Annotated in this window: 25 protein-coding genes; 8 read left to right on the top strand and 17 right to left on the bottom strand. The window is 72.7% G+C overall.

What is annotated here, in order from left to right; genetic code table 11:
* Positions 1-558, top strand: coding sequence for an XRE family transcriptional regulator (locus AB0G50_RS32355; RefSeq protein ID WP_360116533.1), 558 nt, complete (start codon positions 1-3; stop codon positions 556-558).
* Between the two features lie 34 nt (positions 559-592).
* Here AB0G50_RS32355 and pdxS read toward each other — a convergent pair whose 3' ends face one another.
* Together pdxS and AB0G50_RS32365 are read right to left on the bottom strand one after the other, a co-directional pair.
* Positions 593-1507 (bottom strand): pyridoxal 5'-phosphate synthase lyase subunit PdxS, encoded by a 915-nt coding sequence (pdxS, locus tag AB0G50_RS32360; protein WP_360116536.1) that lies wholly within the window; start codon positions 1505-1507, stop codon positions 593-595.
* 187 nt (positions 1508-1694) lie between these two features.
* Positions 1695-2549 carry a PaaX family transcriptional regulator C-terminal domain-containing protein gene (locus AB0G50_RS32365; protein ID WP_360116539.1) on the bottom strand — a complete coding sequence of 285 codons (855 nt, stop codon included), beginning with the start codon at positions 2547-2549 and terminating at the stop codon, positions 1695-1697.
* Between the two features lie 64 nt (positions 2550-2613).
* On the opposite strand from AB0G50_RS32365, the gene AB0G50_RS32370 reads away from it, so the two are divergent.
* Both AB0G50_RS32370 and AB0G50_RS32375 read left to right on the top strand, forming a co-directional pair.
* The gene (locus AB0G50_RS32370; protein WP_360116542.1) at positions 2614-2889 is read left to right on the top strand and encodes a hypothetical protein; all 276 of its coding nucleotides are present in this window, start codon (positions 2614-2616) and stop codon (positions 2887-2889) included.
* 300 nt (positions 2890-3189) lie between these two features.
* Entirely contained in the window at positions 3190-5247 is a 2058-nt protein-coding gene (locus AB0G50_RS32375; RefSeq protein ID WP_360116545.1) for an elongation factor G-like protein EF-G2, read from the top strand.
* 160 nt (positions 5248-5407) lie between these two features.
* Here AB0G50_RS32375 and AB0G50_RS32380 read toward each other — a convergent pair whose 3' ends face one another.
* The 5 genes from AB0G50_RS32380 to AB0G50_RS32400 all read right to left on the bottom strand — a co-directional run bounded on the left by AB0G50_RS32380 (position 5408) and on the right by AB0G50_RS32400 (position 10133).
* Positions 5408-6358, bottom strand: coding sequence for an MEDS domain-containing protein (locus AB0G50_RS32380; protein ID WP_360116548.1), 951 nt, complete (start codon positions 6356-6358; stop codon positions 5408-5410).
* Entirely contained in the window at positions 6355-6660 is a 306-nt protein-coding gene (locus tag AB0G50_RS32385) for a hypothetical protein (protein WP_360116551.1), read from the bottom strand. The genes AB0G50_RS32380 and AB0G50_RS32385 overlap by 4 nt, the downstream gene beginning before the upstream one ends.
* 330 nt (positions 6661-6990) lie before the next feature.
* Complete coding sequence (locus AB0G50_RS32390; RefSeq protein ID WP_360116554.1) at positions 6991-7452, bottom strand: hypothetical protein; 462 nt, start codon at positions 7450-7452, stop codon at positions 6991-6993.
* Positions 7453-7639: 187 nt separating this feature from the next.
* Positions 7640-9079 (bottom strand): S1 family peptidase, encoded by a 1440-nt coding sequence (locus AB0G50_RS32395; RefSeq protein WP_360116557.1) that lies wholly within the window; start codon positions 9077-9079, stop codon positions 7640-7642.
* A gap of 79 nt (positions 9080-9158) precedes the next feature.
* Positions 9159-10133 (bottom strand): LysR family transcriptional regulator, encoded by a 975-nt coding sequence (locus AB0G50_RS32400; protein WP_360116560.1) that lies wholly within the window; start codon positions 10131-10133, stop codon positions 9159-9161.
* A gap of 295 nt (positions 10134-10428) precedes the next feature.
* Here AB0G50_RS32400 and AB0G50_RS32405 point away from each other — a divergent pair, with 295 nt between their 5' ends.
* Entirely contained in the window at positions 10429-10803 is a 375-nt protein-coding gene (locus tag AB0G50_RS32405; protein ID WP_360116563.1) for a PH domain-containing protein, read from the top strand.
* A 12-nt stretch (positions 10804-10815) separates the two neighbouring features.
* On the opposite strand, the gene AB0G50_RS32410 is transcribed toward AB0G50_RS32405, so the two are convergent.
* From AB0G50_RS32410 to thrS, 9 genes are all read right to left on the bottom strand, one after another.
* Positions 10816-11787: an NUDIX domain-containing protein gene (locus tag AB0G50_RS32410; RefSeq protein ID WP_360116566.1), complete on the bottom strand. Its 972-nt coding sequence runs from the start codon at positions 11785-11787 to the stop codon at positions 10816-10818.
* Positions 11784-12077, bottom strand: a complete 294-nt coding sequence (locus AB0G50_RS32415) for a hypothetical protein (protein WP_360116569.1) — start codon at positions 12075-12077, stop codon at positions 11784-11786. Before AB0G50_RS32415 ends, AB0G50_RS32410 begins: the two co-directional genes overlap by 4 nt.
* Positions 12074-13195, bottom strand: a complete 1122-nt coding sequence (locus AB0G50_RS32420; RefSeq protein WP_360116572.1) for a glycosyltransferase family 4 protein — start codon at positions 13193-13195, stop codon at positions 12074-12076. The genes AB0G50_RS32415 and AB0G50_RS32420 overlap by 4 nt, the downstream gene beginning before the upstream one ends.
* Positions 13192-14124, bottom strand: a complete 933-nt coding sequence (locus AB0G50_RS32425) for a phosphatidylinositol mannoside acyltransferase (RefSeq protein ID WP_360116575.1) — start codon at positions 14122-14124, stop codon at positions 13192-13194. The genes AB0G50_RS32420 and AB0G50_RS32425 overlap by 4 nt, the downstream gene beginning before the upstream one ends.
* Positions 14121-14729 (bottom strand): phosphatidylinositol phosphate synthase, encoded by a 609-nt coding sequence (pgsA, locus tag AB0G50_RS32430; RefSeq protein WP_360116578.1) that lies wholly within the window; start codon positions 14727-14729, stop codon positions 14121-14123. The genes AB0G50_RS32425 and pgsA overlap by 4 nt, the downstream gene beginning before the upstream one ends.
* A gap of 61 nt (positions 14730-14790) precedes the next feature.
* On the bottom strand, positions 14791-15630 hold the full coding sequence (locus AB0G50_RS32435; protein WP_360116581.1) for a helix-turn-helix transcriptional regulator: 840 nt from the start codon (positions 15628-15630) through the stop codon (positions 14791-14793).
* A 209-nt stretch (positions 15631-15839) separates the two neighbouring features.
* Positions 15840-17696 (bottom strand): caspase family protein, encoded by a 1857-nt coding sequence (locus AB0G50_RS32440; protein ID WP_360116584.1) that lies wholly within the window; start codon positions 17694-17696, stop codon positions 15840-15842.
* Entirely contained in the window at positions 17693-18232 is a 540-nt protein-coding gene (locus AB0G50_RS32445; RefSeq protein WP_360116587.1) for an HIT domain-containing protein, read from the bottom strand. Before AB0G50_RS32445 ends, AB0G50_RS32440 begins: the two co-directional genes overlap by 4 nt.
* Positions 18229-20277 carry a threonine--tRNA ligase gene (gene thrS, locus AB0G50_RS32450; protein ID WP_360116590.1) on the bottom strand — a complete coding sequence of 683 codons (2049 nt, stop codon included), beginning with the start codon at positions 20275-20277 and terminating at the stop codon, positions 18229-18231. The genes AB0G50_RS32445 and thrS overlap by 4 nt, the downstream gene beginning before the upstream one ends.
* 76 nt (positions 20278-20353) lie before the next feature.
* Between thrS and AB0G50_RS32455 the strand changes: the two genes are divergently transcribed.
* Complete coding sequence (locus AB0G50_RS32455; protein WP_360116593.1) at positions 20354-20929, top strand: VOC family protein; 576 nt, start codon at positions 20354-20356, stop codon at positions 20927-20929.
* Here the strand turns inward: AB0G50_RS32455 and AB0G50_RS32460 are convergent.
* A complete protein-coding gene (locus tag AB0G50_RS32460) occupies positions 20850-21686 on the bottom strand; it encodes an alpha/beta hydrolase (protein ID WP_360116596.1) in 837 nt (278 codons plus the stop codon). The genes AB0G50_RS32455 and AB0G50_RS32460 overlap by 80 nt on opposite strands.
* Positions 21687-21743: 57 nt before the next feature.
* Between AB0G50_RS32460 and AB0G50_RS32465 the strand changes: the two genes are divergently transcribed.
* From AB0G50_RS32465 to AB0G50_RS32475, 3 genes are all read left to right on the top strand, one after another.
* The gene (locus tag AB0G50_RS32465; protein ID WP_360116599.1) at positions 21744-22178 is read left to right on the top strand and encodes a MarR family transcriptional regulator; all 435 of its coding nucleotides are present in this window, start codon (positions 21744-21746) and stop codon (positions 22176-22178) included.
* A 369-nt stretch (positions 22179-22547) separates the two neighbouring features.
* Entirely contained in the window at positions 22548-22727 is a 180-nt protein-coding gene (locus tag AB0G50_RS32470; RefSeq protein WP_360116602.1) for a hypothetical protein, read from the top strand.
* 159 nt (positions 22728-22886) lie between these two features.
* Positions 22887-23747 carry a lamin tail domain-containing protein gene (locus AB0G50_RS32475; protein ID WP_360116605.1) on the top strand — a complete coding sequence of 287 codons (861 nt, stop codon included), beginning with the start codon at positions 22887-22889 and terminating at the stop codon, positions 23745-23747.
* Positions 23748-23848: the final 101 nt, after the last annotated feature.

Genomic DNA, 23848 nt, shown 5'->3' on the forward strand with positions numbered 1-23848 from the left:
ATGCCGAACACAGGGGCACCCCTGGAGGTCATCGCGGCCTCACTGCGCCGGGAACGCGAGCGGGTCGGGATCTCCATGGGCGAGCTGGCCAAGCGCGCGGGCATCGCGAAGTCGACGCTCTCGCAGCTGGAGTCGGGCGCCGGGAACCCGAGCGTGGAAACCCTGTGGGCGCTCGGCGTCGCGCTCGGCGTGCCGTTCTCCCGCCTGGTCGACCCGCCCGCGCCGCAGGTCAGGGTGGTGCGCGCGGGCGAGGGGCCGATGATCAGGTCGGAGAAGGCGCACTACGCGGCCACACTGCTGGCGTCCTGCCCGCCGGGCGCGCGTCGCGACATCTACGTGGTGAACCTGGAGCCCGGCGCGGCGCGCGGCTCGGACCCGCACCTGCCGGGCAGCCGGGAGCACATGATCGTCGGCACCGGCCGGGTGCTGGCCGGCCTGACCGACGACCCGGTCGAACTCGGACCGGGCGACTACCTCTACTACCCGGGCGACCAGCCGCACATCGTCACGGCGCTGGAGCCCGGCACGTCGTTGGTGCTGGTGATGGAGCACGTCTGAGCCGGCGGCGCGCAGGCCGCCGGCCCAGCGCACGTCACCAGCCGCGCTCGGCCAACCGGTGCGGCTCGGGGATCTCGTCCACGTTGATGCCGACCATGGCCTCGCCCAGGCCGCGCGAGACCTTGGCGATCACGTCGGGGTCGTCGTGGAAGGTGGTCGCCTTCACGATCGCCTCGGCGCGCTGGGCCGGGTTGCCGGACTTGAAGATGCCCGAGCCGACGAACACGCCCTCGGCGCCGAGCTGCATCATCATCGCCGCGTCGGACGGGGTCGCGATGCCGCCCGCGGTGAACAGCACGACGGGCAGCTTCCCGGCCTCGGCCACCTCGCGGACCAGCTCGTACGGGGCCTGGAGCTCCTTGGCCGCCACGTACAGCTCGTCGGTCGGCAGGCTCTGCAACCGCAGGATCTCGGCGCGGATCTTGCGCATGTGCGTGGTCGCGTTGGACACGTCGCCGGTGCCGGCCTCGCCCTTGGAGCGGATCATGGCCGCGCCCTCGGTGATCCGGCGCAGCGCCTCGCCCAGGTTCGTCGCGCCGCACACGAAGGGCACGGTGAACTGCCACTTGTCGATGTGGTTCGCGTAGTCGGCCGGGGTCAGCACCTCGGACTCGTCCACGTAGTCGACGCCGAGGGACTGGAGGACCTGCGCCTCCACGAAGTGGCCGATGCGCGCCTTGGCCATCACCGGGATCGAGACGGCCGCGACGATGCCGTCGATCATGTCCGGGTCGCTCATCCGGGACACGCCGCCCTGCGCGCGGATGTCGGCGGGCACCCGCTCCAGCGCCATGACGGCGACCGCGCCGGCGTCCTCGGCGATCTTGGCCTGCTCGGCGTTGACCACGTCCATGATCACGCCGCCCTTGAGCATCTCCGCCATGCCGCGCTTGACGCGGGCGGTGCCGGTGACGTGCGTGCCGGCGTCGGTGCTGGATGAAGTGGTCACGGCCACCCTTTCGAGGTCGGGTACGACGCCACCATGGTAGGTCTCACGTGGACCTCCGAAAGTGGCCACTCCGGCCCGTTCTCGGGAGGCCACTCACCCTGGAGGCCCAGGTAGTGGCCTACGCCACGTGGGGGACGACGGTGAGCTGATCGGTGACCGACGGACCGTGCGCGTCACCGGCCGGACATCAGGGCGCCACCGCGTGTTCGGGCAACTCGTCGTAGAGCCGGAACAGCGCCGGCGCGTCCTCGGTGCTCTCGGCGAGCGTCCTCCAGCAGCGGGCCACCAGCGTGCGGGCCTGCCCGCCGACCCACGGGTCGGGCAGCATCACGGGCGGCAGCAGCGGGTCCGGCTCGACCGCCCTGGTGAACTCCGCGGCCAGTTCGACCGCGATCCGCAGCAGGTCGGTGCGGGTCAGCGGCTCGCCGGAGGTCAGCCGGCGCAACCGGGACGACGCCACGTCGGCGAGCCTGCGGTGCCTTCGCGCGATCTCCTCCAGCGGCCACAGCCCCGGCGCCAGCACGGCCGGGTCCGCCTCGCCGCCGACCCGCAGGTCGGACGTCGTCAGGTAGGTGACGTGCTCCTCGACACCCAGGTGCTCCGCCTCGCCCTCGACCAGCTCCTCCCAGTCGTGCGGCGACACGTAGAGGCCGGTGTGCAGCGCCGCGCCGCCGAACCGGATCAGCGCGTCGCGCAACCCGTCCCGCGCGGACCGCCGCGACTCCGGCACGGCGAACGCCACCAGGTGCCACACGCCGTCCCACGGGATCTCCCCCGCGTCCTGCCGGTACATGAACCGGACGAACTCCACGTCCGGCTCGGCGGCGCGCATCGCCTCGGGCGTCATCCGCAGCACGGCCGAACGCCCGCGCCCCTCCTGGCTGAACCGCCCCTCGGCGACCATCCGCTTCACGCACAGCCTGACCTGCTGGTCGGTCATCCCGAGCTTGCCCGCGACCTCGTACAGCTCGTGGCCGCGCACCACGCCGTCCGGTCGCACGAGCGCTTCGACCACGGTCCTGGTGGGCACTTCCGCTTCCATGTGCTCAACGCTAGTACGTTCGTAGCCAATACGATAGTTGAGAGGCGGTCGACTGCGGCGTCGGGTGATCGCCGAGCCGGTGGCGTCGTCGCTGCTCGGGCCCGCTGCGGCGGGCCGGGTCGGCCACCGGCCCAGCTCCGCGATCGTGGAAGAACGGGTGAAGATCGACGGCGGGCTCCAGGGCGTCCTGGCCACCCCCGAGGGTGACGGGCCGTTCGGGCTCGCGGTGTTCGCACACGGCGACCGACAGGTCGACGGCGGCGTGTCGGTCGAGGAGTACGAGGCGACGGCCGCCCTCGCGCGGGTCCGGGTGCCGGTGCCGGCGGTGGGCACGACGTGACCGCGGCCGCCGCGGACGGGCACACCGCGTGGCCGTCCACCGGATGGCCCAGCTCACCGGGGCGATACCGGCGGTACACGACGGCCCGCCCACCACCGGTCGGCCGCCCACGCGCGGGTCCGGACAGCCGACCGGCAGGCGCACTGGCCGGGCACGCGCCGGTCGCGCCGGGTTCCGCGACGACCTCCACCGGCCCCGCCGGGACGTTCGGCCGCGAGTCGACTGAACGGGGTGCCCGGGTTGTCCGTTCACGCTCTCGGGTGTGAGATCGAGCACTAATCACTTGTGGAGGGCGGTCACATGGGATCCAGGAATTCCGACAACGGCCACTCGGCAGGCGCGGTCGCTGTGGACGACCCGGCCAAGGTCCGCAACGTCGTGCTGGTCGGCCCGTCGGGCTCCGGCAAGACCACGCTCACCGAGGCCCTGCTCGCGACCACCGGCGTGCTCAGCCGCGCGGGCTCCGTCACCGAGGGCAACACCGTGTGCGACCACGACCCGGCGGCCGTGCGCCAGCAGCGGTCCGTCGGGCTGGCCGTCGCGCCGGTCCGGCACGGCGACGTCAAGATCAACCTGATCGACACGCCCGGTTACGCGGACTTCGTCGGCGAGCTGCGTGCCGGGCTGCGGGCGGCCGACGCGGCGCTGTTCGTGGTCGCCGCCGCCGAGGGGGTGGACGCGACGACGGCCGCGCTGTGGCAGGAGTGCGCGGCGGTCGGCCTGCCCCGGGCGGTCGTGGTGTCGCGGGTCGACCACCAGCGCGCGGACGTGGCGGGCGAGGTCGAGTCGTGCCGGCGGGCGTTCGGCGCGGGCGTCGTGCCGCTGTACGTGCTCGACGGCGACCGGCTGGTCAACCTGCTGACCACCGACGACGAGCGGTTCGCCGCGCAGCGCGACGAGCTGATCGAGGGCGTCATCGCGGAGAGCGAGGACGAAACCCTGATGGAGCGCTACCTCGGCGGCGAGGTGGTCGACCAGGCGACGTTGATCGCGGACCTGGAGACGGCCGTCGCGCGCGGCTCGTTCCACCCGGTCATGCCGGTCTGCGCGATGTCCGGCCTCGGGCTGCCCGAGCTGCTCGACGGCATCGCCCGGGCGTTCCCGAGCCCGCTGGAACACCCGTTGCCGGTGGTCACCGACCTGGACGGCATCCCGCGGCCGCGTCTCGCGGTCGACCCGGACGGCCCGTTGGTCGCCGAGGTCGTGCGCACGGCCGTGGACTCGTACGTCGGACGGGTGTCCCTCGTCCGGGTTTTCTCGGGCACGCTGCGCCCCGAACGACCGGTCCACGTCTCCGGGCACGGCATGGCCGACCGCGGTCACGAGGACCACGACGCCGACGAACGGGTGGCGCACGTCTACTCGCCGCTGGGCTCGACGCTGCGCGAGGTGCCGTACTGCGTGGCGGGCGACCTGTGCGCGCTGACCAAGCTGGGCTCGGCGGAAACCGGCGACACGGTGTCCGCGCCGGAGCAGCCGCTGCTGGTCGCGCCGTGGGAGATGCCCGAGCCCCTGCTGCCGGTCGCGATCGTGCCGCGCAGCCGCAGCGACGAGGACAACCTGGCGCGCAACCTCGGCCGGCTCGTCGCGGGCGACCCGACGCTGCGGCTGGAGCGCAACGCGGAAACCCGCCAGCTGGTGCTGTGGTGCATGGGCGAGGCGCACGCGGACGTGGTGCTCGCGCGGTTGCGGGCGGGCGGCGCGGAGGTCGACACCGAGCCGGTGCGGGTGACACTGCGCGAGACGTTCGCCGGGCAGGCGCGCGGGCACGGCCGGCACGTGAAGCAGTCCGGCGGGCACGGCCAGTACGCGGTGTGCGACGTCGTCGTGGAGCCGCTGCCGCGCGGGTCGGGCTTCGAGTTCGTGGACCGGATCGTCGGCGGCGCGGTGCCCAACCAGTTCATCCCGAGCGTGGAGAAGGGCGTGCGGGCGCAGTTGGAGCGCGGGCTCCAGGGCGGTCACCCGGTGGTGGACGTGCGGGTCACCCTGGTGGACGGCAAGGCGCACTCGGTCGACTCCTCCGACGCGGCGTTCCAGACCGCCGGCTCGCTCGCGCTCAAGGACGCGGCCGCGAACGGGCGGACGTCGGTGCTCGAGCCGCTGGACGAGGTGGCCGTGCGACTGCCCGACGAGCACCTGGGCACGGTCCTGGGCGACCTGTCCGCGCGGCGCGGCCGGGTGCTCGGCACCGAGGCGGACACGGCCGGGTACACCGTGGTGCACGCCGAGGTGCCGGCCGCCGAACTGGTCCGGTACGCGGTGGAGCTGCGCTCGCTGACCTCGGGCACCGGCACCTACACCCGCCGCTTCACCCGCTACGACCCGCTGCCCGAGGCACTGGCCGCGCGCGCGACCTGACACCCGACGGGGGCTCACCGCCCGAGCCCCCGGTCGGCGCCGGGACGATGCGCGGGGCCGCCGGTCGACTCGCCAACGAGCCGCCGGCGCGGCACCGGATCCGCGTCCAGCGGCTCGTCGCCCCGGGTCGACACCAGGCCCGCCGGCCGATCGCCGCCGGTCAGCGCCGGGACAAGCCCTCGGCCGAGCGCGGGCCGGTCAGCTGGAGCCGGAACGTCGTCACGCCGTCGGTGGTGCGCACGTCCAGCGCCTCGCACACCTGCCGGGTGATCCACAACCCGTCGGTGCGGTCGTCCCCCGCGTACAGCTCGGGCGGGCGGAAGCCGGCGAACGGGTCCAGTTCGACCGTGACGCCGCCGGTCAGCTCGCACACCAGCGCGCCGCCCGCGAGCCAGAGCGCCGCGGTGCCGTCGTCGCGCAGGTGCGCCAGCACCTCGCCCACCGCCACCGTGAGCAGCGCCGCCCGCTCCTCGGTCAGGCCGAGCGCCACCGCCTGCCGCACCAGGAACCGGCGCAGCGCGGCGAGGTCGTCGTGCAGCGGGAACACCGCCGCGTCGGTCGGGCGCGGCGACCACGGCTCCGCGTCGCAGGACCGCGCGTACTCCCTCGGGTCGACGTAGCCGGGCGAGGTCAGCAGGTCGACGCCGCGCACGTGGGTCGGGTGCGTTCTCAGCGCGTGCTCCAGCCCGTCCGGGCCGACCACCCTGGCGTCGTACGGGCAGATCATCCACACGTTCGTGTCGGCGAGCAGCACGTTGAGCCCGGACTCCATCCGCCGCCACGCCCGCACGTCGCGCGCCGTCCGGCCGGCCCACAGCGGTTCGGCGAGCACCCGGACGTGCCTGCCGGTCGAGGTGCCGCTGCGCTGCCAGTAGCGGAAGAACCCGGTCGCGCGTTCGGCCGGCCGCCTGCCGAAGAACGCCGTCTCGGCGTGGTCGAACTGCTCGGCCCGACCGCCGACCGCGTCACGCAGCAGTTCGAGGTTGGCGGGCGTGGTGGTGACCAGAACCGATTCGCCGCGTTCGACCCCGTCGACCACGAACGGCACCGCCATGGCCAGGAACTCGGCGTCGTCCGCGTATACGGCCGCGTCGTGCCGGAAATCGTTCATCGCGGCAGTTCTCCGTTCGCCATCACCAGGCCGGGCGCGGTCGACCACCCGATCGCGTCGATCGCCCACTCGTGGTGCGGGGCGAGGTCGAGCACGAGGCAACGGCCTTCCCGATCCAGTTCCGCCGCGGTGCGCACGAGCGTGCGCAACGTCACGACCTGCACGAACGGGACCGCTCGCAGGTCGACGCGCACGTCGCCGCACATCGCGAGCACCGCCGCGCGGAGCCTGTCCAGGTCGGCCTCCCGGATCGTGCCGGTGAGCACGAGACCCGGCGGATCGCCTTGTCCGGTGATGACCACGCGCGCACCCTACGTCATTCGACCGCGATTTCACCAACCGTCGAATTCATTCTTCGACTATTGATCGACCACGGGCGGTGGAATTGACGCGATTCGCGGCGGCGCGGAATGGGGGAGGCTCGGGCGATTTACCCGGAATGCGAGGGGGAAACGGCCCTGACGCGGTCGACGGCGGACGGCCGGACGCAGGCGGCGGGCGCGGAAGGGGAGGAACGAGGCGGATCTGGTGATCGCGAGCCGGGGCTCGGGCGCGGGACGGACGGAGGGAGAGGCGGCGGAGGGCGACCCCGCCGGTCGGCCCGCCCCTCGCGGACCGACCGGCGGCGCGGGTCAGCCGAGGGGCAGCTGGGGCAGGGCGGGCAGGGCCGGGAGGGCGCCCAGCTCGGGAATGCCCACGGAACCGAGGCCCGGGACGGCCGGGAGGTTGCCGACCGGCAGACCGGGCGCGCCCAGGTCGCGGGCCTGCGGGGTGTGGGGCAGCTGGGCGAGCGGCGCGGACTGGGGCAGCTGCGGGAGCTGCGGCAGCTGGGCCTGGGGCGCGGTGGCCTGGGGCACGACCGCGGTGACGCCCTCGGTGAGCGCCTCGGTCCTCGGCAGCGTCACCGTCCTGGTGTCCAGCAGGTTCGTGGCGGCCTTGGCCGCCTCCAGGTTCACCTCGGGCGCGGAGCCGAGCTTCGGTTCGACCGCGTGGTCCAGGGGCGTGGCGGACGCGGCGCCTGCGGCGAGCGGTGACGCGCCGACGACGAGCAGCGCGGCGGCCCGGAGCAGCCCGCGAGTGCGGTGTGGGGACACGATTTTCCTTACCAGTCGGGGACGAACTACTGACTCCGAGGCCATCGGCACCCTGGTTCGGCTTCCACACCCGCACGTTCGGGTGACTGACTCTGCGTGCTGCCCGCGTTCCCTCGAACGGGGAAAGCGGGTCCGCCACCGGGACGGACCCGCTTCCACGACCGGGGGGTCGGGGTTCCCCGGCGACCTAGGGGTTGGTGATGCCCAGGGTGTAGGCGCCGGAACCGCTGTAGGCGTGCACGCGGTAGCGGTAGTACCCGGCGGTGCCGTTGTAGTTCACCGTTTCGCTCGCCGCCGGGGTGTCGCCCTTCGCGACGACCGTCCACGACGCGCCGTTCCACTTCTCCAGGTAGAGGTCGAAGTCCGCGCCGGTCGGGCCGACGAGGCAGCCGACGTGGGCACCCGAGACGGTGGACTGGTAGTAGCTGTTGTTCGGCTGGTAGACCTGACCGCCCGCGCTCAGCGAGCCGCTGTGGCGGGTGCGGGAGTTCTGGCACCCGGTCGGCGGGTTGGGGTCGCCACCGCCGCCGTTGGTGACCAGGGTCAGGCCGTAGGTCTGGAGGATCTCCCCCACCGGCTGGAAGTACGTGGTGCCGCCGGAGGAGCAGTTGCCCGAGCCGCCGGACGTGACGCCCTGCGCCTGGGTGCCGGCGAGCAGCGAGCCGCCCGAGTCGCCCGGCTCCGCGCAGACCGTGGTCTGGATCAGGCCGGTGACGGTGCCCTGCGGGTAGGTCACCGACGAGTTGCGGGCCTGGATCGTGCCGCAGTGCCAGCCCGTGGTGGAGCCGGAGCGGCAGACGGTGGCGCCGACCGCGGCCTCCTGCGAGCCCGCGACGGACACCGTGCCGCCCGAGTAGTTGTTGACCAGGCCGCGCGGGGTGTTGCCCGCCGCGACCTGCACCCACGCGTAGTCGTTGCCGGGGAAGCTGGAGCCGCGGAACGAGCCGCTCGGGTTGGACGTGGAGGCGCCGGTCGTGCCGCAGTGGCCGGCGGTGATGAACCCGCCGTTGACCGAGAAGCCGACCGAGCAGCGGGTTCCGCTGCCGATCGTGTAGGCGTTGCCGCCGACGACGTCGATCAGCGGACGCGGCGCCTCGTCGGTGACGGCGTAGCGGACGGCGTCCGCGCCCACGCCCGCCGACGCGACGAACGCGCGCGCGGCGGCAAGCGTCGCGGGGTGCGACTTGACCACGACGGTGTTGGTCGGCAGGTCGACGTACCAGCCGGGCACCGACTTCGGCGCCGACCGGACGTTCGCGTCGAGCCGGGCCTTCACCGCGTCGAGGTCGCCCTCGCTGCGCGCCACGACCTCGGCCGCGGCACCGGACACCAGGCCGACGTCGGCCTGCCGCGTCACGCCGACGGTCAGCGCGCCGGACCGGTCGATCCACGCGCCGCCGTAGCGGTGGTCGAGCTTCTTGCGCAGTCGGTCCGCGGTCTCGCCGGACCGCCGGTCGGCGGCGAGGCGGTCGCGGGCCTGCTCGGCGTTCACACCGAGGTCGCGCTGGACGGCCGCCAGGATCGCGGTGTCCTGGTCGGCGGGTGCGGCGGGAGCGGCGTTCGCGGCGGGTGCCAGGGCGCCCGCCACGATCAAGGCCGCGGCAAGCGGTCTCACCAGGGTTTTCACGGGTTTCTCCTCGAGGGAGCGCAGGGATTGCCCGTGAAAAGTAGATCGGACATACCGGACGAAGGTAATACCGCTTGGGTCATAGTGCGGCGTGATAGTCCAATGCGCCGTACTCCGGATGGGTCGGCAGCCACGACTCGTACCGGGGATTGCGCTCCACCGTCTCGCGGTACGCGTCGCAGGCGTAACGGAGCACGTCGGGCGCGAACTCGGCCGCGGGGCTCTCCGGGTCCCAGCCCATCATGTGCCGCCAGCGCAGCGGCACGCCCGCGATCGGCATCGCGACGAGCCCCGGCGTGCGGCGGAAGCTGGGCTGGCACAGCACGACGGCGTCGCCGGACTGCGCGAGGTCGACGCAGCTGCCCGTGTCGACCTCGTACATGGTGCGCGGGGTGAAGCCGGCGCGGCTGCACGCGGCGACGAAGCAGTCGCCGAAGCAGCCGTCACCCGGGGTGACCGCCCACTGCATGTCCCGGAAGTCGGCCAGTTCGACCTCCTCCTGCGCGGTGCACGGGTGGTCCTCGGGGACGATCACGAACACCGGGTCGATGGCGACCACGGCCCACGTGAGTCCGTGTTCGGAGGGTGGCGGCGCGTCACCGCAGACGCCGACCAGGATGTAGTCGAGCCGACCCTGGGCGACGCCGACGGACAGGTCCGTCCCCGACCAGGAGACGTGCGTGCTGACGTGCGCGCCGGGGTGGGTCTCGGTGAGCCGGTGGACCAGCCCGCCGAGCATGGGTCCGTTGGTCGCGCCGAGGCGGAAGCGGTCGCCGGGCAGGCCGTCGTCCACGAGTCTGAGCGCGTCCTCCTGGAGCCGGGAGAACGCGGGCAGCAGCACCCGGGCCCGTTCGAGCACCAGCTCACCGAGCACCGTGGGCCGCGCGCCCTTGTGGTCGCGGTCGAACAGCTTGCCGCCGAGGAGGCTTTCGATCCGGTGCAGCTGGGCGGTGAGGGCCGGTTGGGCGAGCCCGAGGAGTGACGAGGCTTTGGACAGGCTGCCCGCGTCCGCGATGGCGCACACGACGCGCAGATGCCTTAGTTCAAGCTTCATTCAACCGAAGGTAGGACACCGGTAACAGCCAGTCGAGGGCCGAACGACTGTGAACGCCGGTCTATCACCACTATCGGGGTAGCCCCTTCAGCCCTTCCGGCTGAGCCATCCGGGTGACCAATCGAGACAAGGCCCAAAATTGGTAGAGACCACCCACCCTGACCCGTACACCGTAGCGACCGCGCCGAGCGGGTGATCCCCCGGTCGGGGTAGTCCCGGACACCGGGTCCGGGATGACCCGGGTTTCGGCGTTCGGGCCGTGTGCGGGTGCTGCCGGCTGGGTAGGTTCGGTGGTGTGATCGATTTCGAGAAGGCCTCCGTCTTCAAGCTCTCGCCGTGTCGTCCGGAGGACATCGGGCCGCAGGTGGCGCCGATCATGATCCAGGGCGAGCACGTCGTGTCGTCGTTCAAGACGGTGCGGGACTTCGTGGTGTTCACGAACAAGCGGATCATCGCGGTCAACGTGCAGGGCATGACGGGGAAGAAGAAGGACTTCACCTCGCTGCCGTACAGCAAGATCCAGGCGTTCTCGATCGAGACCGCGGGCACCTTCGACATGGACGCCGAACTCGACCTGTGGTTCAGCGGGCTGGGCGTGGTGCGGCTGGAGTTCCGCGGCAGTTCGGACGTCCGACTGCTGGGCCAGATGATCGCCACCTACGTGCTCTGACGGTCGCTCCGGCTAGCGGATGGGCCGGGTCGTGCCGTCCCACGGCTCCAGCGCCGCCGGGTAGCACTCGGCGAGCTGGACCGGGTACAGCGTGGCCTCGGTGCGGGCCAGCTCGGCGGTGGTCCACCAGCGGTGCCGCACGATCGAGTCGGCCTCGCCCTGCTCGAACCCCGTGCTGTCGACCTCCACGTCGGCCACGCGGGCGACGAAGAACCACTCCAGCGCCGAGTAGCCGAGCCCGTCGTGGCTGAACACGACCCGCCTCCGCCACACCGGGCCGACCAGGTCGTCCGCCGCCAGCCGCACGCCGGTCTCCTCGGCCAGCTCGCGCACGGCCGCGTCCCGGACGTGCTCGCCGGGCCGGACGCCGCCGCCCGCGGTGAACCAGAACAGCTCGTCCGGGCGCGCCGGGTCGAAGCCCTCGAACAGCAGCAGCCGGTCCGCCGGGTCCACCAGCAGCACCCGCGACGCCACCCTCGGCGTCAGCGCGTCCGGCTCGTGCTGCGGCTCGGCGATCTCGAAGTACGACGGCGTCGGCGCGGTGCCCGCGAGGCGCAGCCAGCGCACCGGGCGGCGGCGGCGCAACGCCAGCGTGTCGCGGACCGCGTCGTTGTGCACCCGGCGCGCGAGCACGACCCGCTGCTCGGCGTCACCCAGCTCGGCGGCCAGCGCGGCCGCCAGCACGGACCGGTCGAGCACGTCCAGCAACGCGGTCAGCTCGTTCTCGGCGCCCTCCCGCTCCGCCCGCGACGCGCGCTCGGCGTGGTCGGCCGCGGCGCGCAACCCGTCGTCGCCGCACACCACCGCGACCGCCCTGGTCACCACCGCGCGCCGGGCGAGCGCCGCGTCCAACGCCGCCCAGGCCGCGTCGGTGCGCACGTGCAGCCGGTCGAGCCGGTTCGCGGTGCCGAGCAACCACGGTCCGATGAGGACCACGAGTCCGAGCAGCACCAGGAACGTCGTCGCGACACCCGAACTGGTCACGCCTCACCCACCCGCCGGACGCCCGTGGCGCACTTCGCCACCCGCGGCGGACACATCGCGATCCCCACCCGGAAACCCGCGGTGTTCTCGGCCAGGCACGTCGCCGTGCCCGCCCGCCGGAAACCCGCGGCGTTCCCCTCCACCCGCGGCAGGCAGGTCGCGATGCCCACCCGAAGATCTGCGGCGTTCCCCTCCACCGGCGGCAGGCACGTCGCGATGCCCGCCCGGAACCCCGCGGTGTTCCTGCCCGCCCGTGGCGGGAACGTCGGTGCGGTACCGGAGCCCGTCACGCCTCGCCCACCCGTCGCGGATCGGCCGCCATCGCGCTCTCGTACACCCGCAGCACCTGTTGGGCCACCACCGACCAGTCGTAGGTCAGCACCCGTTCGCGGGCCGCGTCGACGTACTCCGCGCGCCGGTCCGGGTCCGCCAGCAGCGACCGCAGCGCGCCCGCCAACGCCTCCGGGTCGCCCACCGGGGTCAGCACGCCCGCCCGGCCGTCGTCCAACACCCGGCGGAACGCGTCCAGTTCGGACGCCACCACCGCCGTGCCCGCCGACATCGCCTCGGTGAGGATGATCCCGAAGCTCTCGCCACCGGTGTTCGGCGCGCAGTACACGTCCACGCTCCGCAGCGCGCGCGCCTTGGTCTCGTCGTCCACCATGCCCAGGAAGTCGATCCTCGCGGCCAGGTCCGGACCGGCCTGCCGGCGCAGTTCGTCCTCGTCGCCGCGACCCACCACCAGCAGTCGCACGTCCGGCAGGTCGAGCGCCCGCAACGCCTCCAGCAGCACGGGCATGCCCTTGCGCGGCTCGGTGTAGCGGCCGACGAAGCCGACCGTCCCACCCGGACGCGGGTAGCCGTCCAACGGGGACGCGCCGGCGAAGAACCCGACGTCGACGCCGTTCGGGATCTCCACCGCGTCGCCGCCGAGGTGCTCCACCTGGACCCGTCTGGCCAGTGCGGACACCGCGATCCGGGCGGTGATCTTCTCCAGGAACGGTTGCAGCACCACCTGGAACGCGGACAGCATCTTCGAGCGCGGGGTGGACGTGTGGAACGTGGCCACGATCGGGCCGTCGGCCATCATCAGCGCCAACATGGACAGTGACGGCGCGGTGGGCTCGTGCAGGTGGATCACGTCGAAGTCGTGGTCGGCGATCCACCGCCGGACCCGGGCGAACGACACCGGGCCGAAGGACAGCCGGGCCACCGACCCGTTGTAGGGGATGCCGACCGCGCTGCCCGCCCGCGTCACGAACTCCGGCACGGGCGTGTCGTCGTCGGCCGGCGCCAGCACCTCGACCTCGTGGCCGAGCCCGCGCAGCGCCCGGGCCAGGTCCACCACGTGCGCCTGCACTCCCCCGGGCACCTCGAAGGAGTACGGGCACACGATGCCGACCTTCACTCCTCGTCCTCCCGGCGGGCGAGCACCCGGCGCAGCGCCTTCTGCCTGCTCTCCGGCAGGTCGGCGAGCCACAGCTTCTGGAGCATGTGCCAATCGGTGGGGTGCGCGGCGATGTCCGCGGCGAACACGTCGGCCAACTGCTGGGTCGCCGGCGCGACGCCCGAGGCGCCCGCGACCCGGATGGGCGGGTGGATCCGGAACACCCAGCCGTCCTCGGTGAACCACAGGCCGACCGGCAGCAGCGCGGCGCCCGTGGTCGCGGCCAGGTGCGCGGGGCCGGCGGGCATCAGCGTGCGCTCGCCGAAGAACGTCACCGGCACGCCGCCCGCGGTCAGGTCGCGGTCGGCGAGCAGGCACACGACCTTGTTCGCGCGCAGGCGTTCGGCGAGCACGGCGGCCGGGTTGCGCTCGCCGCCGGTCAGCGGGAGCACCTCGAAGCCGAGGGTTTCGCGGAACGCGATGAACCGCTGGTAGAGGGACTCGGGCTTGAGCCGCTCGGCGACCGTGGCGAACGTGCCGGAGTGCCCGACCAGCCACACGCCCGCCATGTCCCAGTTGCCGCAGTGCGGCAGCGCGACCACCGCGCCGGAACCCTCGGCCAAGGCGGCGTCCAGGTTCTCCACGCCGGTGATCGTCCGGTCGCACGCCGCGTAGGCCGCCTCGAGGTCCATCGACGGCAACCGGAACGCCTCGCGCCAGTACCGCGCGTAGGACCGCACCGACAGCCGGACCAGCTCGTCCAACTCGGCCTCGCCCGCGCGCGGCACGACCCGGCGCAGGTTCGCCCGCAGCTGCCGGACGCCCGCGCCGGCGCGTTTCGACGCCCAGTCGGCGGCGCGGTCGAACAGCGCCGCGGCCACCCGTTCGGGCAGCAGCCGGACCAGCCGCCACCCGGCCGCGTAGCCCCAGTCGGCCAACCGCTCCTTCACGCGGCGGACTCCTTGGCCGACCGGTGCACGGCGAGCAGCCGCTGCACCACGGTCACCACGATCAGCACCGGCAGCACGTACAGCGCCACCGCGGTGATGTAGGGGACGCCGAGGTCGCCGATGCCGATGCCGACCAGCGCGACGATGAACCGGTCGGCGCGCTCGGCGATGCCGACGTCCGCGGTCAGCCCGGACGCCTCCGCCCGCGCCTTCACGTACGAGGTGACCTGCGCGCCGACCAGCGAGACGAGGGTGGCGACCGCCAACCCCTTCTCCCCCGCGTCGAACGCCCACCACGCGATCGCGCCGAACAGCGCGCCGTCCGCGATCCGGTCGCAGCTCGCGTCCAGCACCGCGCCGAACTTCGTGCCGCCGCCCTGCGCTCTGGCCATCGCGCCGTCGATCAGGTCGAACAGCAGGAACGCCGTCACCACCGCGGCGCCGAGGAACAGCTGCCCGCGCGGGATGAACCAGAGCGAGGCCGCGACGGAGCACACGGTGCCGAGCACCGTGACGGTGTTCGGGGTGAGGCCGCTGCGGAGCAGCCACGCCCCGATCGGATCGGTGACGCGCGAGACGGAAGCGCGGGCGAAGATGTTCAGCATGGGGCGGTGACTGCACCTACCGGCGGGGACGACGTGGTCACCGGCAGCCTAACGGCCCAGTTCAGCCGAGCTTGCGGTGGTCCCTGGAGATCTGCTCCAGCAGGTCCTCCAGCTGTTCGCCGCGCATGGCCAGCCGTTCCAACCGGCTGAACAGGCCGAGGTACTCGCGGACGTCGTGGGGGTCGGTGATGGTGGCGTTGCCGGTGAGCACGCTGAGGGTCACCACGCGCTCGTCGTAGACCTGGAAACCGTGCAGGGCGACCAAGTTCGCGTCCGCGGTCCACGGCACTACGCCGAGCTGGACATTGGGTCTTCGCAGCGTCTGCGCCAGGTGGTCGATCTGCTCGCACATGAGGTCCGCCGACCCCATCCGCCACCTCAACGCGCTCTCCGCGAGCAGGAACACGAACCGCTTGCCCAGGTCGTCCATGCGGGCCCGACGACTGCGGAGCGTGGCGATCGCGGTGTCCTGCTCGTGCGCGGGTGTGGCGGCGAGAACGACCCGGAGGTAGTTCTCGCTTTGCAGCAGCGCGGGCACGCCCGCGTTCTGGAAGAAGCGACTCGTGGTCGCGCGGGCTTCGATCCGGGCCACCGTCTGCTGGTGCCGATGGGCACCGCGGTGCAGAACGACACGTCGTGTCTCGGCCTCGGCGTGCAACTGGCGGGCGAGCTCGATCAGCTCCACCCTCGTCTCGCGCGTCGCGGACAGCTCGGCCACCAGGCGTTCCACGTCCGCGATCGAGGGCAGCAGCATGCCGTTCTCGATCTTGGACAACTTGGACTGGCTCATCCCGGTGGCGCGCGCGGTGGCCGTTCCCGTCATCTTGGCCTCCGTGCGCAGCCTGCGTAACTCGCGCGAGAGCCGTTCTCGGGCCAGCCGCGAACGCTCAGGTGCGGTCATGAAACGCACGTTATCGATCGGCAAGGCTTATGACGATCGGCCGGACAGGGAATACCGCCTGTCTGGACAACGTCGGAACGTGATCTATCGCACGCTCACGGTACGTATCCGGCACGCCCGCCCAACCGCACGTGCATCCAGGCGCCGCATCCGCACTCGTACACGCAATTCTACGGTTAGGTCAGCCTAATCGGAAGGCCCGGCTTCGGTCAGTCGCGGTGCCAGAGGCGCACTCGGTCGTCCAACGCGGCGGTCGCGAGCGTCCGGCTGTCGGGGCTGAACGACAGGTCGAGCACCGACCCGGTGTGCCCCTTCAACTCGGCGACCACGTCGTGGCCCTGCCACAGCAGCACGCCGTCGTCCTGGGTCGCGGTGGCCAGCAGCGTGCCGTCGGGCGAGAACTCCGCCGGCCCGAGGAGCTTCACCCGACTCCGCAGCTCCTCCGATCTCGTCGGACCGGACTCGGTCATCCCCCACAGCGTGACCCCGTCCGTGCCGACGGTGGCCAGCCCGGACCCGTCCGGGGTGAACGCGACGCCCATCGCGGTGGTGGCGAGGGTGAACAGCGGGGCGGCGGAACCGAGGCGGTAGAAGAGGATCCGGTTCTGGTAGGCGTTCGCCGCCGCGATCAGCGAGCCCCGCGCGGACACGGCGAGGTCGTAGACGTGCTCGGCGGCGGGCCAGCGGTGCGCCGTGCCGGTGCGCAGGTCCCACAACCCGAGCGAGCGGGGTCCGCCGAACACCGCGAGCGCGCCGTCCGGGCTCGTCTCCAGGACACCGCGCGCGTCCACCTGCGTCAAGGGACCGGATTTCACGATGCCGTGGCACCACAGGCGACCGGCGGTGTCGATGCCGAGCAGCACGCCGTCCCGGCCGAACCCGACCCGGTTCGCCGACACCGCGAGATCCTTGCGGAGCGACACCCGATCCCCCGGGGAGGTGTAGACGCAGGTGCCCTGCGGGCCTCCGGCCGCGAGCGCGCCCGTCTCGCGGTCGAAGTCCACGCTGCGCAGGGGCTGCCTGGTCCCCAGCAGCACGGATCGCCACGCCGTCCGCATCGGTGCCGACACCGGCACCGGGGTCCGCGCCGGCTCGGGTTCCGGGAGGGGATGCGCGGCCAGGTGGTCGCGGGCGGCCCGGGCGACGGCCGGCACCTCGCGCTCGGCCAGGTCCTCCAAGGTCTTCCGGGCCGCCGCCTGTTCGGCGCGGTCCTCGGAGGACAGCCACTCGGCGAGGCCGGCGACCGCGCCCAGCCGGACCGCCGGGTACGGGTTGTCCAACGCCGCGCGCAGCGCCTCGGGCAGCGGGGCCGGCGCGATGTTGACCCCGTTCGGGTTGTGCGCCAACAGGATCGTGCCCTCGCCGCCGTAGAGCCAGCGCTGTGGCGACTGCCTGCCGTCGGCGCGGACCACGGCCTCGGCGTAGTCGAACGCGTCCTGCACGGAGATCACCCCGTCGCGGTCCGCGTCGGCGGCGCCCGTGCGCAGCCCTTCGACCAGGGCGGTGGTGAACACCGACGTGCCGACCTCGCCGTCCACCGGGTGCCCCTCGAAGGAGTACTCGCGGCTGCGCGACGCGGTGAGCACGGCGAGGCCGCGACCACCGGACAACCGGCGTTCGAGGTCCATGTCCTCGTCGCCCTTGGACCCGTCGAACGACCCGCTGAAGCAGCAGTCGAGGATCAGCACCTGGCGGGTGGCGCGGCAGTCGCGGAAGCGGTCGAGCAGCCACTCCGCCTCGACCGCGGTCGAGGGCAGGCGGTCCTTGCGGGTGTCGGACGTGGCGAAGTGCAGCCGGCCGCGCAGGTCCAGCACGCCGTGGCAGGACAGGTAGACCACGACCAGGTCCTCGGCCCGCGCCTCGGTCAGGAAGTCGTCCAGCGCGCGCCGGACGACGCCCTCGGTCCCGTCCAGCACCGTGCGCACGGTGAAGTCGCCGATCGCGGCGTCGGCCAGCACCTCGGCCATCGCGAGCACGTCCCGGGCGGGTGAGCGCAACGCGCCGAACGACTCGTCCTCGTACCTCGCCGTGCCCACGACCAGGGCGGACCGCACGCCCGACGTCACGCCCGCCAGGCCTCCGACAGCAGCGCGTGCGTTTCGCCGAGCAGTTGCGGCAGCACCTTGGTGTGGCCGATGACCGGCATGAAGTTCGCGTCGCCGCCCCAGCGCGGCACCACGTGCTGGTGCAGGTGGGCGGCGATGCCGGCGCCCGCCACGACGCCCTGGTTCATGCCGATGTTGAAGCCGTGCGGCGAGGCGACCGCGCGGATCACCCGCATCGCCTTCTGGGTGAACTCGGCGAACTCCACCGTCTCCGCCGGGTCCAGGTCGGTGTAGTCCGGCACGTGCCGGTACGGCAGCACCATCAGGTGGCCGGGGTTGTACGGGTAGAGGTTGAGCAGCGCGAAGACCGTCGCGCCGCGCGCCAGGATCAGGGCCTTCTCGTCCGACAGGCCCGGCGCGCGGCAGAACGGGCAGCCCTCGGGCTGGTCGCCGTCGGCCTTGCCCTCACCGCGCACGTAGGACAGCCGGTGCGGGGTCCACAGGCGCTGCAACGCGTCGTGGACCCCGACCCCGTCCTGCTCCTCGTGCTCCGTCACTTGACCAGTTCCGCCGTTGGCGAGGCGTTCTCCCGGCGGGCCACCCACTCCACGACCGTCTCGACCGCCTTCGCCACCGGCACGCCGTTGATCTGGGTGCCGTCGCGGAACCGGAACGACACCGCGCCCGACTCCACGTCCTTCGCGCCGGCCAGCAGCATGAAGGGCACCTTCTGCGTGGTGTGGGTGCGGATCTTCTTCTGCATCCGGTCGTCGGAGGCGTCGACCTCGACCCGGATCCCGTGCGCCTTCAACGACTTCGCCACCGCGAACAGGTGGTCGGCGTGCTCGTCGGCGATCGGGATGCCGACCACCTGCACCGGCGCGAGCCACGCCGGGAACGCGCCCGCGTAGTGCTCGGTCAGCACGCCGAAGAACCGCTCCACGGAGCCGAACAGCGCGCGGTGGATCATGACCGGGCGCTTGCGGCCGCCGTCGGACGAGGTGTACTCGAGCTCGAACCGCTCGGGCAGGTTGAAGTCGAGCTGGATGGTCGACATCTGCCAGGTGCGGCCCAGCGCGTCGCGCGCCTGCACGGAGATCTTCGGGCCGTAGAACGCGGCGCCGCCCGGGTCCGGCACCAGCTCGAGGCCGCTGGACAGCGCGGCGGCCTCCAGCGTCTTCGTCGCCCTCTCCCACACCTCGTCCGAGCCCACGTACTTCTCGGCGTTCTTGGTGGACAGTTCCAGGTAGAAGTCGTCGAGGCCGTAATCGCGCAGCAGGCCGAGCACGAACGCCAGGAGCGACTTCAGCTCCTCCTCCACCTGCTCCTCGGTGCAGAAGATGTGCGCGTCGTCCTGCGTCATGCCGCGCACCCGGGTGAGGCCGTGCACCACGCCGGACTTCTCGTACCGGTACACGCCGCCGAACTCGAACAGCCGCAGCGGCAGCTCGCGGTAGGACCGACCGCGCGACCGGAAGATCAGGTCGTGGAACGGGCAGTTCATCGGCTTGAGGTAGTAGTCCTGGCCGGGCTTGCGGACCTTGCCGTCCTCGTCGTACTCGGCGTCGAGGTGCATGGGCGGGTACATGCCGTCGCGGTACCAGTCGAGGTGGCCGGAGGTCTCGAACAGGTTGCCCTTGGTGATGTGCGGCGAGTAGACGAACTCGTAGCCCTCCTCGGTGTGCCGCGCGCGGGAGTAGTCCTCCATCTCCTTGCGGATCACACCGCCCTTGGGGTGGAAGACCGCGAGGCCGGAGCCGATCTCGTCGGGGAAGCTGAACAGGTCCAGCTCCGCGCCGAGCTTGCGGTGGTCGCGGCGCTCGGCCTCGGCGAGCAGCTCCAGGTGCGCGTCGAGCGCCTCCTGCGACTCCCACGCCGTGCCGTAGACGCGTTGCAGCTGCGGGTTCTTCTCGTTGCCGCGCCAGTACGCGGCGGCGACCCGGGTGAGCTTGAACGCCGGGATGTGCTTGGTCGTCGGCACGTGCGGGCCGCGGCACAGGTCGCCCCACACGCGGTCGCCCGTGCGCGGGTCGAGGTTGTCGTAGACGGTCAGCTCGCCGGCGCCGACCTCCATCACCTCGGAGGTGTCGACGTCGCTCTTGAGGTCGACCAGCTCGAGCTTGAACGGCTCGGCCGCGAGCTCCCGCTTGGCCGCCTCCACCGACTCGACCACGCGCCGGTCGAACCGCTGCGCGCCCTTGACGATCGCCTTCATGCGCTTCTCCAGCGCCTGGAGGTCCTCGGGCGTGAACGGCTTGTCGACCCGGAAGTCGTAGTAGAAGCCGTCGCGGACCGGCGGGCCGATGCCGAGCTTCGCGTCCGGGAACTGCTGCTGCACGGCCTGCGCCAGCACGTGGGCGGTGGAGTGCCTGATCACCGCGCGACCGTCGTCGGTGTTCGCCGCGACGGCCTCCACCTCGACGTCGACGGTGGGCTTCCAGGACAGGTCGCGCAGGTGGCCCTCGGCGTCGCGGACGACCACGACGGCGTCGGCGCCCTTGCCGGGCAGACCGGCCTCCCGGACCGCGGTGCCCGCCGTAGTCCCGGCCGGCACCACCACGCGAGGTGGGGCGAGAGCGGCTGCGGGGCGAGGCTGGGACACGGTGACTCCTCGGTTGGTGGTGCGGTGCCTGTCCCGAGAGATGTTATCGGTGCTCACCCAGTGGTTATCTGGCGACATGACCTCACCGCTGGACCACCTCGTGCTCGCCGGACCCGATCTCGCCGCCCTGGTCGCCTGGTTCACCGAGCGGACCGGCGTCGTGCCCGCGCCCGGCGGGCGGCACGTCGGGCTCGGCACCGCGAACCGGCTGGTGGGCCTGGGCGGGTCGGCCTACCTGGAGCTGATCGGCCCGGACCCGGACGCGCCCGACCCGGACCGGCCGCGGCCGTTCGGCATCGACGCGCTGACCGGGAACCGGCTGGTCACGTGGGCGGTGCGGCGGTCGGACCTGGACGTGCCGGGGTACGACGGGCCGGCGCCGATGTCCCGGCGGACCGCCGACGGCGACCTGCTGTCGTGGCGGCTCGCGTTCCCGCCCGGCCCGTCGGGCGTGCTGCCGTTCCTGATCGACTGGGGTTCGACGCCCCACCCCACCACCCGTGACCTGCCCGAACTCCCGCTGCGGTGGTTCCGCGGCACGCACCCGGCTCCCGATCGGGTGAATTCGGTGCTCACCTCGCTGGGTGCGGAGTGGGAGGTGGCGGAAGGGCCGGAGCGGCTGACGGCGGACGTGGGCGGTCTGGTGCTGTGAGCACGTCGACCAGCCGGGCCGCGTAGCCGCGCGGGTGGGTGAGGTCGCCGTTGTGCCCGCCGGGGAACACGACCGGGTCCACGCCGACGCGCCGACCCAGCTCCCGCGCGCACCGGACGTCGAACGCGGTGCGCGGGGTGGTCGCGCCGACCGCCGGGACGATCCGCGCCGCGGTGTCCAGGACCAGGTCGTCCTCGCGGATCGCGGTCAGGTCGTGGGTGAGGAAGAAGGCGAAGTTCGCCGCCCGACCGGGTGTCATCGGGTGCCGGGCCACGTCGGGCTCGGTCTCCTGGCCGACCGGGTCGATGCCCAGCGCGGCGGCGATCTCCACCACGGCCGCCGACAGGCCCGCGGTGCGGTAGGTGTGCTGGATGCCCTCGAGTTCGCGGACGTGGTGGGCGCGTTCGGCGGGCGGCAGCAGCCAGGGCGCGACGGGCTCGTGGGCGACCAGCGTGGCGACCTGGTCGGGGTGCCGCTGCGCGAGGTGCAGGCCGATGAGCGCGCCGAGGCTGCACCCGAGCACGTAAGCGGGTTCGTCGGTGAGGGACGCGAGCAGGTGGTGGACGTCCTCGGCGTGCGCTCGGACGTCGACCTTCCCGTCGGCCGGGCTGCGGGACAGCCCGCGCCGGTCGTAGGTGACGACGGTGAAGCGGTCGGCGAGCAGGCGGGCGAGCGGCGCGCCGCGCGCGGTGTCGCCCTCGCCGCTCTGGGCGATCAGCAGGACCGGGCCGGAGCCGCGCACTTCGTGGTGGACCATGGCGTCCACCGTAATCCATCTAATTAGATACATCTAGTCCGATGTAGTGTGGCCGGCATGAACGGGGTCGAGCTGTTCCTGTTGGGGCGCGCGCTGACGCGGATCGGCGAGCGGGCGATGCCGGACGCGGGCCGGCGCGGGACGCGGGTGGTGCTCGTGGTGCTGGCGGACGTGGTGGAGCACCCGGACAGCGCGATCGGGGAGATCGCCGAGCGCACCGGGTTGCCGCAGAGCCAGGTGTCGACGGCGGTGGCCCGGCTGCGCGAGGCCGGGTCGGTGGCGACCGCGCCCGATCCCGCGGACCGGCGGCGGATGCTCGTGCGGCAGGCGGACGTGGTGTCCGAGCGGGTGGCGCGGGTGCGGGCGACGCGGGTGGACGACGCGGTGGCCGACGCGCTCGGCTCGCCCGAGCGGGTGCCGGAGGTGGTCGACCTGCTGGAGCGCCTGGCGGGGGTGCTGGGCACCCGACCGGCCGCCGACGACCGCCCCTGAGGGACTCGTTTTCCTTGCCCGGCAAGGTTTTGCGCCAGGCGGGGGTCAGGGCGGGGCGGCGGTGACCGCGCGGTGGCGACGGCTGTCCGCCGGGCGCGGGTCGGGTGCGGCCGCGCAACGCCGTCGACCACTCCCCTCGACCGACGCGGCGGGGTGCGGCACGCGGGCCGGCGCGCAACGGCGGCCGTCCCCTCGCCGGGCTCGCGGCTGGTCCACGAGGTGGCGCGGACGTGCCACGGCCACGAGACCGGAGGTCGGGTCCGCGCCGTGGACGGCCTGTCCGAGGTCGGCGACGGTCGTCAGGGGCGTGCTGCCGGCGGCGGCGCGGACCCGGAGGCGCACAATGGCGGTGCACCCGAAGGAGAACCGATGACCGACCAGACCGACCGCCGCCCGCCCGCCCGGCGGAAGGCCACCCGGCTCGCCGTCGTCGCGCTGCTCGGCGCGGTTCTCGGCTGCGGCGTGTTCGCGGTGTTCGACCAGGGCGCGCACGGCCACCAGCGGCCCGGGTCGAGCACGCACGGGCACCACCGGGGCATGCCGCGCTGAAACCGCACCCGTGCGGCCGGATGGGCCGTTCGAGTGGGAACGTTCATCCCACAGCACTCCACCGACTGCGGGCACCCACCCCAGTCCGTTTTTCGGCGGTCGGAGCAGACCCGGTCAGCGGCTTATCCGCGGACCCGTGCCGCCGACATGATCGTGATCATGAGCACCGCGACGACTTCCGGGCGCTGGCCGTCCCTGAGCACCACTCCCACCAACCTCTCCGGCGTCAACACCGACCACGTGACGTGGGGTGTGCCCGCCGGCGGCGGCAAGAGCGGGTACGTGTTCACCGGCGGTCAGGTCGACGTGAAGGTGGACGGGTCCGAGTTCGTCCTCGGCACGTTCACCCACGAGAACTTCCCCGTCCAGGCGTTGCCCGTGCCCCAGTTCGACGTCGACCTCGCCGTGCAGGTCGTCTTCGAGGACGGGACGACGGTCGACTTCACGTTCACCTTCCACCACAACGAAACCCCGAACAACACCGCGAACCCCGAGGACCTGGTCGACCTGCCGAGCTTCGTCTCGCCGCAGTCGGTCACCGTGGACGGCGAGGAGTACGCCGTCGTGATCAGCGGGTTCAAGCAGGGCGGCCGCGTGGTGCGGCAGTTCGTCAGCGCGGAGAACGCGGCCAACAGCGCGGACGTCGTGGCGATCTTCGCCAAGGTCGGCAAGCCGGACGTGGTGATCACCCAGGTGCAGTTCAAGGGCCAGGTGAAGCGGACCCAGGCCGACGAGTTCGTGGAGGTGGTCAACCGCGGCACGGTCGCGGGCGACATCTCGGGCTGGAAGCTCGGCGCGGACGACGCGGGCCAGGACTTCACCTTCCCGGCGGGCACCGTGCTCCAGCCCGGGCAGCGGATCCGGGTCTACACCAACGAGGTGCACCCCGAGTGGGGTGGCTTCAGCTACGGCATCAACAAGCCGATCTGGAACGACAAGGGCGACGCGGCGAAGCTGCACGACACGTCGGGCACCGTCGTCTCCACGCACGGCTACGGTTCGGCCAAGACCCAGCCGTAGTTCCGGGCGGCGCGCGAACCCGAGGCGGACACCACCAGCGTGGTGCCGTGCACCGCGAACTCCCTGACCTGCTCGGCGTTCTCCGGGCTCGCGAGCACCAG

Origin of the sequence: Actinosynnema sp. NPDC020468, assembly GCF_040642015.1 — a bacterium.
In the GTDB taxonomy this organism is placed as follows: Bacteria; Actinomycetota; Actinomycetes; order Mycobacteriales; family Pseudonocardiaceae; genus Actinosynnema.

Excerpts from the sequence above, each read along its gene's own strand:
- AB0G50_RS32355 (WP_360116533.1), top strand. The coding sequence starts at position 1 with ATGCCGAACACAGGGGCACCCCTGGAGGTCATCGCGGCCTCACTGCGC.
- AB0G50_RS32365 (WP_360116539.1), bottom strand. The coding sequence starts at position 2,549 with ATGGAAGCGGAAGTGCCCACCAGGACCGTGGTCGAAGCGCTCGTGCGA.
- AB0G50_RS32375 (WP_360116545.1), top strand. The coding sequence starts at position 3,190 with ATGGGATCCAGGAATTCCGACAACGGCCACTCGGCAGGCGCGGTCGCT.
- AB0G50_RS32380 (WP_360116548.1), bottom strand. The coding sequence starts at position 6,358 with ATGAACGATTTCCGGCACGACGCGGCCGTATACGCGGACGACGCCGAG.
- AB0G50_RS32400 (WP_360116560.1), bottom strand. The coding sequence starts at position 10,133 with ATGAAGCTTGAACTAAGGCATCTGCGCGTCGTGTGCGCCATCGCGGAC.
- pgsA (WP_360116578.1), bottom strand. The coding sequence starts at position 14,729 with ATGCTGAACATCTTCGCCCGCGCTTCCGTCTCGCGCGTCACCGATCCG.
- AB0G50_RS32435 (WP_360116581.1), bottom strand. The coding sequence starts at position 15,630 with ATGACCGCACCTGAGCGTTCGCGGCTGGCCCGAGAACGGCTCTCGCGC.
- AB0G50_RS32455 (WP_360116593.1), top strand. The coding sequence starts at position 20,354 with ATGACCTCACCGCTGGACCACCTCGTGCTCGCCGGACCCGATCTCGCC.
- AB0G50_RS32460 (WP_360116596.1), bottom strand. The coding sequence starts at position 21,686 with ATGGTCCACCACGAAGTGCGCGGCTCCGGCCCGGTCCTGCTGATCGCC.
- AB0G50_RS32465 (WP_360116599.1), top strand. The coding sequence starts at position 21,744 with ATGAACGGGGTCGAGCTGTTCCTGTTGGGGCGCGCGCTGACGCGGATC.
- AB0G50_RS32470 (WP_360116602.1), top strand. The coding sequence starts at position 22,548 with ATGACCGACCAGACCGACCGCCGCCCGCCCGCCCGGCGGAAGGCCACC.
- AB0G50_RS32475 (WP_360116605.1), top strand. The coding sequence starts at position 22,887 with ATGAGCACCGCGACGACTTCCGGGCGCTGGCCGTCCCTGAGCACCACT.